This window comes from Westiellopsis prolifica IICB1, assembly GCF_004323185.1.
GTDB classification, from domain to species: Bacteria; Cyanobacteriota; Cyanobacteriia; order Cyanobacteriales; family Nostocaceae; genus Pelatocladus; species Pelatocladus prolificus_A.
On sequence record NZ_NAPS01000002.1, the window covers coordinates 2,142,022 to 2,155,521 of the forward strand.

At 39.0% G+C, this 13,500-nt stretch carries 6 protein-coding genes and 1 pseudogene; 1 reads left to right on the forward strand and 6 read right to left on the reverse strand.

Annotated features, from left to right (window positions below; all coding sequences use genetic code 11):
• The first annotated feature begins 304 nt into the window (after positions 1-304).
• Positions 305-5,011, forward strand: coding sequence for a glutamate synthase-related protein (locus B4U84_RS23540; RefSeq protein WP_131120738.1), 4,707 nt, complete (start codon positions 305-307; stop codon positions 5,009-5,011).
• A gap of 233 nt (positions 5,012-5,244) precedes the next feature.
• Here the strand turns inward: B4U84_RS23540 and B4U84_RS23545 are convergent, their stop codons facing one another.
• The 6 genes and pseudogenes from B4U84_RS23545 to B4U84_RS31255 all read right to left on the reverse strand — a co-directional run.
• Positions 5,245-6,171: a polysaccharide deacetylase family protein gene (locus B4U84_RS23545; RefSeq protein WP_017311600.1), complete on the reverse strand. Its 927-nt coding sequence runs from the start codon at positions 6,169-6,171 to the stop codon at positions 5,245-5,247.
• 645 nt (positions 6,172-6,816) lie between these two features.
• A complete protein-coding gene (locus B4U84_RS23550; protein WP_017311601.1) occupies positions 6,817-8,103 on the reverse strand; it encodes a mannosyltransferase family protein in 1,287 nt (428 codons plus the stop codon).
• Between the two features lie 264 nt (positions 8,104-8,367).
• A complete protein-coding gene (locus B4U84_RS23555; RefSeq protein ID WP_207390983.1) occupies positions 8,368-9,834 on the reverse strand; it encodes a glycosyltransferase family 39 protein in 1,467 nt (488 codons plus the stop codon).
• A 398-nt stretch (positions 9,835-10,232) separates the two neighbouring features.
• Complete coding sequence (locus B4U84_RS23560; RefSeq protein WP_131120739.1) at positions 10,233-11,630, reverse strand: DUF2079 domain-containing protein; 1,398 nt, start codon at positions 11,628-11,630, stop codon at positions 10,233-10,235.
• Between the two features lie 94 nt (positions 11,631-11,724).
• Positions 11,725-13,140, reverse strand: coding sequence for a DUF2079 domain-containing protein (locus tag B4U84_RS23565; RefSeq protein WP_131120740.1), 1,416 nt, complete (start codon positions 13,138-13,140; stop codon positions 11,725-11,727).
• Positions 13,141-13,303: 163 nt separating this feature from the next.
• A pseudogene (locus B4U84_RS31255) lies at positions 13,304-13,500 on the reverse strand (hypothetical protein); the annotation flags it as partial.

Genomic DNA, 13,500 nt, shown 5'->3' on the forward strand with positions numbered 1-13,500 from the left:
CAAAAGGCTAGAGCAAATTAGTGAATTGTATTGGAAAATAAAGGGCATTGAGGAGTACATAGCTTCACGATATAAATAAAACACTGCGTAAGCAAACGTCGTTTGCTTAACTCAGCAAAAACCCATAAAAAATGACGCATAGATTTTAACACGAGCATGGTAAAAATCAACTCGAAGTTAAAATTTTTTTTCCTTAAATTTCGGTTATTGTGAATTTTTTCATTTGTGTATTTAGAAAATATTTCCCAGTTGCAAAGACCTAATTGTTAATTCATTGTCGGCATTACGATGGCAGGGTTAGTCTATGAATAAAAAATCGGTGAATCAAGAGCATAAAATTAGTTTTGCGGACAATTCTCAGGAGTGTACCTACCAAGGACAAAAATGGTTAGTAGAAGAAAGAGATGCCTGCGGTGTGGGTTTTATTGCCCATCGTTTACAATATGCTAGTTATGAAATAGTCTCGAAAGCTTTAGGTGCTTTGACTTGTCTAGAACACCGGGGTGGTTGCAGTGCGGACCAAGACTCTGGTGATGGTGCAGGAATTTTGACCGCAATTCCGTGGGAGTTGTTCCAAAAAGATTTTGCTACACGGGGAATACAAATTCCCGTTAATAACAATGTTGCTGTGGGGATGATATTTTTACCGCAAAACCCACAATTAGCACAAAAGGCTAAAGCTGTAGTTGAGCAAGTAGCAGCTGAGGAAAATTTGACTGTACTGGGCTGGCGAGTAGTACCAGTAGCACCAGAGATCTTGGGTGTACAGGCTAGAGAAAATCAACCCCAAATCGAACAAGTTTTTTTAGTATCTGCTGCTCAAAGCGGTGACGAACTCGAACGGCAATTGTATATTACCCGTAGCCTGATCGCTAAAGCCATCCGCAATCATAATCACGATTGGTCAGAAGAATTTTACATTTGTTCTTTGTCTAGCCGCACAATCGTTTACAAAGGTATGGTGCGTTCAGCGGTTTTGGGAGATTTTTATCTCGATTTAAAAAACCCAGCTTATAAAAGTGCCTTTGCTGTATACCACCGTCGCTTTAGCACCAACACGATGCCGAAATGGCCCTTAGCACAACCGATGCGGCTTTTGGGTCACAATGGGGAAATTAACACCTTGTTGGGTAATATTAACTGGATGACGGCTAGACAAGCAAGTTTAGAGCATCCAGTTTGGGGCGATCGCATTGACGAACTCAAGCCTTTTGTCAATCTTAATAACAGTGATTCTGCGACCTTAGATAATGTATTTGAGTTACTCGTACGCTCTGGTCGTAGTCCCCTGGAAGCTTTGATGATCATGGTTCCAGAAGCTTATCAAAATCAACCTTCTCTACGTGAGTTTCCGGAGATTGTTGATTTCTATGAATACTATAGCGGTCTCCAGGAAGCATGGGACGGGCCAGCACTTTTGGTATTTAGCGATGGTCGCAAAGTCGGCGCTACCCTGGATCGTAACGGTTTAAGACCAGCTCGCTATTGCATCACCAAAGACGACTATATTATTGTGGCTTCCGAAGCTGGTGTTGTCTCAATAGATGAAGCTAGTATCATCGAAAAAGGCAGACTTGGCCCAGGACAAATGATCGCCGTAGATTTAGATAGCCATGAAGTCCTGAAAAACTGGGAAATCAAACAGCGGATTGCGAAAAAACAACCTTATGGAGAATGGTTGCAACAGCATCGCCAAGAACTCAAAACTTTAGTCAATGGTCATTTGTCATCAGTTAATGGTAACGGAGTCCACACCAACGGACACCGAGTAACCACCAACGAACAACCAACAATTAATATAGATAGACAAAGCCTACTACAACATCAAATTGCTTTTGGCTACACCACCGAAGATGTGGAAATGGTGATTCAGCCAATGGCCATGGATGGCAAAGAAGCAACTTTCTGCATGGGTGATGATATTCCCTTAGCCATCCTCTCGGAAAAACCCCACCTGCTGTATGACTACTTCAAACAGCGCTTTGCTCAGGTGACAAATCCCGCCATTGATCCTTTGCGGGAAAAATTGGTGATGTCACTCAAAGTCGAACTGGGTGAACGGGGTAATTTGTTAGACCCCAAACCAGAGTATGCTCGCAGATTAAAACTAGAGTCCCCAGTGCTGACACAAGTCGAACTCGAAGCGATTAAAAATTCCGAGTTTACGACAACTGAGTTATCCACACTATTTACTATTGTCAAAGGCCCAGAAGAATTAAAAGCCGCAGTCAAGTCTTTGCAAGCCAAAGCAGTAGAAGCAGTGCGTGCTGGTGCGAAGATTTTAGTTTTGAGCGATCGCGCCCATGAAGGAATCAGTTCCGAATATTCTTACATTCCGCCTTTATTGGCGGTGGGTGCAGTACACCATCACCTGATTGAGTCAGGATTGCGGATGAAAGCATCACTGGTGGTTGACACAGCTCAGTGCTGGAGTACTCACCACTTTGCTTGTTTAATTGGCTACGGTGCTGGCGCGATTTGTCCCTACATGGCTTTAGAGACAGTAACTGATTGGTGGGCAGATCCGAAAACCCAGCAATTTATGGAGCGAGGTAAAATTGCTAACCTCACTCTGGACCAAGCTATCGGTAACTATCGCCAAGCTGTAGAAAGTGGTTTGCTGAAAATTCTCTCGAAAATGGGGATTTCGTTACTTTCGAGTTACCAAGCAGCCCAAATCTTTGAAGCGATTGGTATTGGTGGCGATTTACTACAACTAGGATTTAAAGGTACAACTTCCCGCATCGGTGGTTTGAGTGTCAGTGATCTGGCTCAAGAAGTCCTATCTTTCCACAGCAAAGCTTTTCCAGAATTAACGACGAAGAAATTACAAAACCTGGGTTTTGTCAATTACCGTCCCGGTGGTGAATACCACATGAATAGCCCCGAATTGGCAAAAGCTTTACACAAAGCTGTTGATGGCAAGAACTACGATCACTACGAAGTTTATAAGAAGTATCTGCAACAAAGACCGTTAACTGCACTGCGGGACTTGCTCGACATGCAGAGCGATCGCGCTCCAATTCCCATTGAAGAAGTAGAGCCAGTCAGCGAAATTGTCAAGCGCTTTTGTACTGGTGGTATGTCCTTGGGGGCTTTATCACGGGAAGCTCATGAAATTTTAGCGATCGCCATGAATCGCATTGGAGGTAAATCTAACTCTGGAGAAGGGGGAGAAGATCCAGTCCGGTTCACAGTCCTAGATGATGTCGATGCTGCTGGTCATTCGCCGACTTTAGCTCACCTGAAAGGATTACGCAACGGCGATACCGCTTCCAGTGCCATCAAGCAAGTAGCATCAGGACGTTTTGGTGTCACACCACAGTACCTGATGAGCGCCAAACAAATTGAAATCAAAATCGCTCAAGGTGCAAAACCAGGAGAAGGCGGACAACTACCAGGAAAGAAAGTCAGCCCCTACATTGCGATGCTGCGGCGCTCGAAGCCTGGTGTTACCTTGATTTCACCGCCACCACACCACGATATTTATTCGATTGAAGACCTAGCACAGTTAATTTTTGACCTGCACCAAATCAACCCGCAAGCTCAAGTGTCAGTGAAGCTAGTTGCAGAAATTGGGATTGGCACAATTGCGGCGGGTGTTGCGAAAGCCAATGCTGATATTATCCAGGTTTCCGGTCATGATGGTGGTACAGGGGCTTCACCACTAAGTTCTATTAAACACGCTGGTTCTCCGTGGGAACTCGGATTGACAGAAGTGCATCGCGTGCTGATAGAAAATAGTTTGCGCGATCGCGTGATTCTACGTGTAGACGGCGGGATCAAGAGTGGTTGGGATGTGATCATGGGTGCGTTGATGGGAGCAGAAGAATTTGGCTTCGGTTCGATCGCCATGATTGCCGAAGGTTGTATCATGGCTCGTATCTGTCACACAAATAACTGTCCTGTAGGTGTTGCTTCTCAAAGAGAAGAACTACGGAAGCGGTTTACAGGTATTCCAGAACACGTAGTTAACTTCTTCTACTTTATCGCCGAAGAAGTCCGCAGCTTACTAGCAAGGCTTGGTTATCGTTCACTATTAGATATAGTTGGACGTGCTGATTTGTTGAAAGCACGGCAAGATGTGCATATCAACAAGACACAAACACTCAACCTCGACTGTTTATTACGGCTACCAGATACCAAAACCGACCGTAGCTGGTTAGTCCATGAAAAAGTTCACAGTAACGGCGATGTTTTGGATGATCAATTACTTTGTGATCCCGACATTCAAGCTGCAATTAGTAATCATGGTGTAGTTACGAAGACATTAGCTGTTGTCAACACTGACAGAACCGTTGGTACACGCCTAGCTGGAGCGATCGCCTCTCAATACGGCGACAATGGCTTTAGTGGCCAAATCAACCTCAACTTCCAAGGTAGCGTCGGACAAAGCTTTGGTGCTTTCAACTTACCTGGAATGACTTTGACTCTGGAAGGAGAAGCCAACGACTACGTAGGTAAAGGAATGAATGGTGGTGAAATTATTATCAAACCACCGACAGCAGCTAACTACGACTCAGCACAAAACGTGATTATTGGCAATACCTGTCTCTACGGTGCTACTGGGGGGATGTTGTTTGCTAATGGTTTGGCTGGAGAACGCTTTGCTGTCCGTAATTCCAAAGGAACAGCAGTCATAGAGGGAGCAGGTGATCACTGCTGTGAGTACATGACCGGTGGGGTAGTTGTTGTCCTTGGTAAAGTCGGACGTAACGTTGGCGCTGGTATGACTGGTGGACTAGGTTACTTCTTGGATGAAGATGGTAGGTTCTCAGAATTAGTTAACTGGGAAATTGTGAAAATTCAGCGAGTAATTACAGCAGCTGGTGAAAAGCAACTCAAAGAATTAATCACAGTTCATCTGCATCGCACCGAATCACCAAAAGCAAAAATGATTCTCGAAAACTGGGAAGAATTCTTGCCGAAATTCTGGCAATTAGTTCCACCTTCGGAAGCTGATAGTCTAGAAGCAAATCCTCAACAAGAAAAGCAGTTGAGTGCAGTGTAGTTTACTTGAACGTGAGCGCGATTAATTCATTAAACCCTTAAACCCACTTGAAGTGGGTTTTTGCTATCAGCCTCAAATTTATTTGAGGGCGATATTGGGCTAATAAAATCTATCAACTTACATGAATTGAATAAACTCTTAAACCCACTTCAAGTGGGTTTTTTCTATCAGCCCCAAATTTATTTGAGGGCGGAATGTCGTTGCTCATCAAATCATTAATAGAGGAGTATTGATTACCGAGGCGCTTGTTTCTTTGTATTTGCAATTAAATTATAGTTTTTATCTTGTAATTCTAATAATTCTGGGATAGTAACAAAGCGATAACCTTGTTGCTTTAACTTACTAATAATTTTTGGTAAAGCTGCTACGGTATGAGAACGATCGCCACCTCCGTCGTGCATTAACACAATACCACCCGGCTTGGCCTGTTTTAGAACTCTACTCATTAATATAGAAGCATTGGGACGACTATAATCCACAGAATCAGCCGACCACATTACTACTGTATACTTATTGCTTTTTGCATAACTCGCTAAACCGTTGTGCAGCATTCCACCAGGAGGACGAAATAAAGTTGTTTTCGCACCTGTAACTTGAGATATTAATTCTGATGTATGGTCAATTTCAAAGGCTGCTGCTTGCTGATTAAAAAAGTGATACCAATGATGCCAAGTGTGGTTACCAATGACGTGACCATCTGTTACAATTTGTTTGCCCAAGTTGGGGTAATTTTTCAGATTTTGTCCAACTACAAAGAATGTGGACTTAATATTATTTTCTCTCAAAATATTTAATACTTGCGTCGTGTAATTAGGCCAAGGCCCATCATCAAAGGTAAGAGCTATGACTTTATCTTTTGGGGGAAGTTTTGCCTGATTAATTATTGCCCCTTGAAAGCGCGATGGTATAGTGTAGGAAATGCCTTTTAATGTTGCTTGTTGTTGCCAACTTACTAGCATGGCAGTCTTAAATTGTTTTAGGCGTTTTTGAGTCCCTACTTTGATCCCTGTATCATTTATAGTATTTATAGTAGATTGCGTCTGAATTTCAGAAGTACTCTGGTTAAGAGGCATAATCAAACCAAGGCTCAAGCTGCCGCACAAGGCAATAAGTGAAATCAATATTCCTTGCGGCCAGACAACAGACTTATTATTTTCCACGTCATAGCTCCTTCAGTAATTTAACCATCAGCCACCTTTCTGACGGTAATTTATAACACAGTTTTTCAAATTATTTTTAGATATTCTGCTGTTTTCTGGTAGCTCAAGAAAATCATCCAGAACAACAGAAAATTAAATATCGGACAGAGAGATTGTAGAGGTCTAACTGAATCCTATATGATTTAGCTTTGGAAGGCCAATGCTTGTAATTTAATATATTTATTGTTGTTAATATTTCGTTGTTTTTAATATTTAAAGTATAGATTTTATTTTTTACCTAAAGTATATTTTACTTACAGGTAATATTTTGACATTGAAAAAAAATATTAATTTTTTGTCAAATCTCACAGTTCAATTTACATAAGTCAGTTAAGACGTACTTCACTCAAAATAGTTTCTTTTTTTGACACCTTTCAAACTGAATTTTTATAATCATTTATTTAACTATTTTATACAGATAAAAATAAAGTTTTACCTTATTGTTTAAATCTATTGTGTTAAAGAACTCTAAAAAATAAGTTATTTAACTTCTAATACTGTTTGAATAAGATAAATTAATTGACATTTAAAATCTGTACCAGATGCGTAGCTTGTGGCGACAGCTTTGGGTGGGGTAAAAATCCTTGCCCAAAGCTTACACCCCTGTTAACCTACCCAACGATCCTGAGCAAAGCCAATAGCAATTCTAGCTAGCAAAACAGAAAACCAGCCTAGAATCAGGTATGCTTGACGAGGATAACGTTCTAAGAAAACACCGAAAGCAATGCTCAAGGGTACAATGCCGTAAGCTAAACGGCTCAATGATATCGTTCCGCCAGAAGCCAGTAGTAAAGCGATACCACAAAACCCGTAAAAAACAGTAACCGAGGTCAATTCTTTACGTAAGTGCCATAAAACATAAGCACCTCCCAAAACCATGACCGCGTTGAGTAGGTTAGTGATATAGCGATCATTAACTAGTATGAGAGAAAATGTAACCACAGCATAAAAGCCGTAAATCTTCGTAACTGAACTCAACTTTTGTTGATGACGCCACAACAGACAACCACTGCTAACTATGATACTAAATAAGAATGGATGTAATAATTTTTGAATCCAGCTTTGCTGTGTATCTGATTTACCTAGTGCGATTTCTGACAGCATATTCCACCAACCTTGGCTATCAAATCCAAAAGAGGGACGCCATCCTTTTTGAGCATTAATAAAGGCGATCGCATCACCAAATTCAATTGCACAATATAAACTAAATGCTAGCAGCCCTATAGCCGTAGCTGCTGCTGCTAAGTAAGCGACTTTTGGACGACGTTCTCTCCAAGCTGCAATCAAAAATGCTGGGATTAATGCTAAACCTGTAGGACGTGTTGCGGTCGCCATTGCACCCCACAAAGCAGTCCAACGATATTGGTGACGATCAAAAGCACGCAAAGCTGCTGCACTTAAAAACAGATATAGTCCTTCGGTATAAATTACTGTTCCAAATAATGATAGAGGACACCAAGCTAATACAGTAGTTGTCCATCTGGCTTTGCTTGTTCCATGATGTTCGGAAACCCAAAAGTATACACAGTAAAGTGCTGCCAAAAATGCGATGTTATTTACTAATAACCCAGCCACTTGAAAAGGTAAACCCAAATCCATAACACTGCGAACCATTAGGGGAAACAATGGGAAAAAAGCAATGTTGTGTTGACGTCCATCATTAATAAATTCATATCCAGAAGTGACAATGCTACGGTAATGTATGCTATCCCAAGCGTCAAAAACTCCCAAATCAAAGGTGGGTAAAATTCCCTCTACAGGTTTGGGTAGGTTTGGTGCGATTAGCAACATCGCAACCCAAATAAATAATCGGCTGACTAACCAAATTGTTGCGGGAAATAGGAAATCACTTTCCCATATACTTTTTTTGATAAATATCTGAACTTGAGCCATAAGCATTGATTTTTTAAACTCCTTGGTAAATGTTTATGCTTATGACTGTTAAGCAAATGTTTGTTGTTAATGTTTTATACATTTCACTCCTCCACCAAAATCAATAACTTACTGAAAGCAAACTGAAATGATGAAAATATTTAGAGTTATGATTCAGTAGTCAAGATCGAAGTACTATTTCTCTTAGCCTAAGCATTTGTAGTTACATATATAGTATTGTTGTTAACACTTTTTCAAAAAATTAAATTAGACCAATATATAAAGTCATTTCAAAATATACTGTTCTTCGCTTTTAGCTGTATTCGCATAAGTTTTGGAATAATTAGCATTAAGATAATCCATAATGTTTTTATCACTCTTAATTTGAGTAGTCCACCTGGTTAATATAATTTGCTCTGGGCGATATTTTTTTAATATGGCAAGCATTTTAGCAAACGTCAAATCTCCAGAATTTATTCTTTTATAAGACATAACGGCAATTTCCGGTGGGACAATTAAATCATTGTAGAAAGCATACATAGGATTATCTGTAAACACCCAGTTTGTAAAATTTTTGTATTTTTCAACCATTTGCATTAATTCTAAATTTTTGGGTACACTTCCATGAGGATTTGGGGGAGTCGTAATTACTAAAATAATTAAGATTACGACTAAAGAAAAAGGTAGAAATATTTTTTTGAAATTAATTTTTTGGGAATCTTGATGAAAATTCTGCAAAAACAAATCATATAATAAAGCCACTCCATAAGCAGCTAGCCAGCAAATCGGGATAGCAAGTAAGGGATAATAGTGATACCAGAGTGGTTGATGATTAAGCAAAATTAATATGGCAGTAATTAACCAGGAAAATGGCAGTAATCCATTTTTATTTCTTTGATATGTAATTGCCCAGATACCGATGAGAGCAAGAAAAATATAGTCATAATCTTGATGAATCATGTAGCTGAGATATTTCAGATTATGAAAATTTTCTATCTCTAAGTTTTGTGGTTGTCTGAGATGGGTAAAAATTAATTGTTCTTGGTTATCAAATTGTTGATACAAGACTCCAAATAAGCCATAAACTGATCCTAGAACAATCAACCATAAACTTATATCTTTAAAGAAAACTATTCTATGTTTTTTATTTTCCTGAATTTTGCTATCAGAAGCGAAAAAATTGAATAATATTAAAGGAATCAAAAAAACAGTAAATAATTTAGTTTGTAAAGATAACGCCAAGCATCCAGCAGATAATATTAAATATAAGTTATTTGTTTTCTGCTTATATATTTTTAACAAATAAATAGATAGCATCGCTAAAGCTATGGATGGGATACCAATCATTACTGAAATACTTAAGCGAATATATAACCAAGATGTAAATAATAAAATTGTCCCTACTAAAGCTGCAAACTTACTTAATTCAAGGAAGATTATTTGATAAAAACACCAGATTAAAACTGCTGAAAATATAAGTGTCAGTAAACGTGCAGCAAAGATAGAATCACCAAATAGTTTTAGCCAGTTTGATAAAATAACTGTATAGAGGGGTGGTTGATCATTCCAGATTTGACTATAGAGCGAAAAACCTTTTGAGTACAACAAGGCTTTCATTAAATTAAAGCCTTCATCATAGTCAAGTTGAAATGTTTGCGTGATTGGCTCAAACCTAATTGCAATTACTAAAATTATTAAAAATAAGATTATTGAGAATTGAAATAAAATGTTTTTTAGTTTGGCAATGTTCATATATAGGAGTCCGATTTGATTTATGAAAAAATCTAAGTATCTGTAGTATCTGTAGGGTGTGTTATGGCGTAGCTATCACGCACCTAAATCCTTAACTGGTGCGTTAGCCTTTGGCGTAACACATCCTACGTGTATTTCAGAAATCAAATATGAGTCCTATAAATCGTAAATTTGGCATAATTAGTAAGGGTGGGATGAATAATTTTATGTTTGAAAAATTTAACAAAAAGTATTATTAAATGTCTCCTACAGATATCCTGTTTTATTGGTGAAAATTTAGTGACTTGCCGCAGAGTAGGACACAAAGTAAACAAAGATGGAGATAAGAAAGTTTTTAATAAGGATTTTTGATTACTAGATAAAAGTTGATTATTAATTATGAAATTATTAGTAATTATTTATTTAGTTCGCTTGACAAATAAATACACGTCATCTCGCTGGTATATTAGTTGAAATATTTGCTCGGTTTTCAGTTGATTTACTAAGTTTGCAGCAAATTCTGGGTTGCGAGTGCCGTCTGGGTGACGCACGTTCAGCAATATATATTCAAATGGAGTGAAGTCTGTGGGTGGGCCGCTAATATCATCTACAAATTGAATCATCGGACGGTGACTTAAATGTGGGGCGATGCTGTGAGTAGTTAAAACAGGGCCTTTTGTTTGAACTTGAGCGATCGCCTGATTTGTTGCTTGCCAATTATCAACTGTTCTCAGATATCGTGACCAAAAATAGCCGTATTTTCCTAATACCATGAAACCTAATACTGCCCACAAAATAAATTTTTTTCTGGAACGCAGCCATCCTTGATCAGCAGCAAGACTGGCAATTATAGTCAAAATTAAAAATGGCAATATCGGCAAAGAATATTGATGAATTAAGTCACGTTGGGCTGATTTTTCGGAAAGAATATTTAAAGCTAATGCTGGAATCGCACTTACCAAAGGAGTTAAATGTCGCGGTGTGAGTCCCCAAATTACAGGTGCGACTAACAATCCTAAATATTCCAGTGTATCTAGTGAAAATACCTTCGCCAAAATGATATTTGGTTTCAAGATTATATTGCTAGCAATTGCCAAAACAGAATCGCCTAAATAGCTGTAACGTTCTACTGCTGCTGCTTCACTATTACTAAATAGAGGAATAATGACTTGGCTAGAAATTAAAAACCAACTGATACCAGCAATCAGAGCAAATGTACCGCAAAAACGCCGCCGTTCAAACACCAGCAGCCAGAAACCCATCGCCGCTACCGTCAGCGATAAGACAGCTTTACAACCCAAAATAAAAATAGTACCAAGACAAAACCACAATACCTTACCTAACCGTGCTGCCAAAACAACACCCAGAAATACAGGAATTGCCATTACTTCTGGGTGAAATTCAAAGATATTGACGTTAAAAATCAATGGATACAGTAGATAAACTACTGTCATTGCTACTGCTTGGCTTTGCTTGAGTCCTGCTTGTAAGGCAAGATAATAAGTCGGTACAGCACCTAAAGCAAGGGATATAGCTTGTACAGCTAACAACCAGTAGGCGCTGGGATAAATCTTGTAAAGTAAAGCCAATGGATAGACTGAAAAAGCTGCATGGTTCCCCATGTGATGAAAGCCCAGAAAAGAGGAAATAGGCGGTTGTCCTTGGCTGATTAAGTAAACAACCTGATCGTAAATTCCTAAATCCAGAACTCCTGACTGAAACAGTGTATGTCTGATACTGCTGCACGCAAACAATACTAAAGCACTGATTCCAGTCATCCAACCGATAATGCCAAATTGAAAAAGTTGTTTTTTCACTCCTCGTTACAAGTAAAAAATATTGTTAATATTTTCTTAACCTAACTATTTTACGATTTTCTGGAAAAAAGACAGACCTAGAGACATTTAAGTTTCAATTAATTTTTTTATCTCTAGCAGAAGAGTTTTTTACAAATAAATAAACGTCGTCTTGCTGGTAGTTTAGTTGAAACTGTTGAGTATTTTTGAGCTGATTGACCAACTTAATCGTAAAGTCGCGATTACTTAGCCAACCGGGATGACGGGCATTTAAGAGTATATACTCAAATTTCGTCAGATCTGCTGGTGGGGAATTTGCATTTGTAAACTCGATGAGTGGACGATGGGTTAAATGAGAAGCAATTTCGGCAGTTGTATAAACACCTCCTTGGGTTTTAACTTGGGCGATCGCTTGTCGTGTAGATTGCCAAGTATCAAATGATTCCAAATAAATTGTCCAAAAATATCCGTATTTAGCTAGTGTAAAAAAAGCTACTAATGACCAGAGAATAATTATCCTTGGTTTTTGTATCCATCCTTTTTTAGCAGCCAGAGTTTGAATTACAACTACTAACAAAAAAGGTAAGACAGGTAAAGAATACTGATGCACTAAGTTTCTTTGCTGACTAGCATTTGCGAGAATATTCAATATCAGTGTGGGAATAGCGCCAATTAAAGGTAGCAAATGTCGAGGCGATATTCCCCAAATTATTGGGGCAAATAATAAAGCTAAATACTCTAAAGTATTGAGTGAGAAAATTTTTCCTAGTACTAACTTGGGATTGAAAAGTAAATTTTGAGCGATTTCAACAAAAGAATTTCCCAGGTAGCTATAGCGTGAAATGTGGCGAGTGACTGAGGCTGCTTCACCACCAAAAAAAGGGATTATTACTTTGGTGGCGATCGCAAACCAAATAATTCCACTGAGTATAGCGATCGCACCATACAACCGCCTTTTTTCAAATACCAGTAACCAGACTCCCATAGCTGCAACTGTCAGAGACAATACAGCTTTACATCCCAACACTAGGAAGATACTGAAACAAAACCAGCCAAATTTTGCCAAACGCGCCGCTAAAATTGCTCCCAATAGTGCAGGTAGGGCTATTACTTCTGGGTGAAAATCATACAGATTAATGTTAAATATCAACGGATACAACAGATAAACTGCTGTCACTGCTATTGCTTGTCGCGTCGTTAGTCCAGCTTGACGCGCAAGAGAATTAGTCAACAGTGCGCCTGATGCTAAGGCAATTGCCTGTACAAACAACAACCAGTAAACACTAGGATAGATTTTATAAAGTAAAGCCAATGGATATAAAATCGTAGCCCCATGATCCCCAAGAATGTGAAACCCCAAGAATGAGGAAATAGGGGATTGTCCTTGGCTAATCAAGTAGACAGCTTGATCAAAAATTCCTAAATCCCAAGCAGCAGAATGAAACAGTTGGTGTCGTAAACTGCTACACCCAAATAATACTAAGGCACTAGCGCAAGTTATGAAACCGACAGTATTTTTGTCATTTGTCATTGGTCATGAATCAGTTAACAGTTAACAGTTAACAGTTTAATTTGATTAGGACTTACGCAAAATCATAGAAAAACGAACCGCGTAGACGCGTCAGCGGCTTCTCGTAGAGTAGGACGCAAAGGACACGAAGGAATAAGAGTTTGGGAGAGTTTTTGCGTAAGTCCTATTGATAACTGATAACTGATAACTGATAAGTCGTCTTTCTGTAAACAAGTATTTGTATTTCGCTGACGAGTCTTTGATACTCGTTAATGAGTCTTTTATCCTCGGCGACGAGTCTTTGATACTCGTTAATGAGTCTTTGATACTCGGCGACGAGTCTTTTATCCTCGTTAATGAGTCTTTTATCCTCGGCGACGA

What these genes read in the sequence shown, in the direction of transcription:
- B4U84_RS23540 (WP_131120738.1), top strand. Translation starts at nt 305, where the DNA reads ATGAATAAAAAATCGGTGAATCAAGAGCATAAAATTAGTTTTGCGGAC.
- B4U84_RS23550 (WP_017311601.1), bottom strand. Translation starts at nt 8,103, where the DNA reads ATGGCTCAAGTTCAGATATTTATCAAAAAAAGTATATGGGAAAGTGAT.
- B4U84_RS23555 (WP_207390983.1), bottom strand. Translation starts at nt 9,834, where the DNA reads ATGAACATTGCCAAACTAAAAAACATTTTATTTCAATTCTCAATAATC.
- B4U84_RS23565 (WP_131120740.1), bottom strand. Translation starts at nt 13,140, where the DNA reads ATGACAAATGACAAAAATACTGTCGGTTTCATAACTTGCGCTAGTGCC.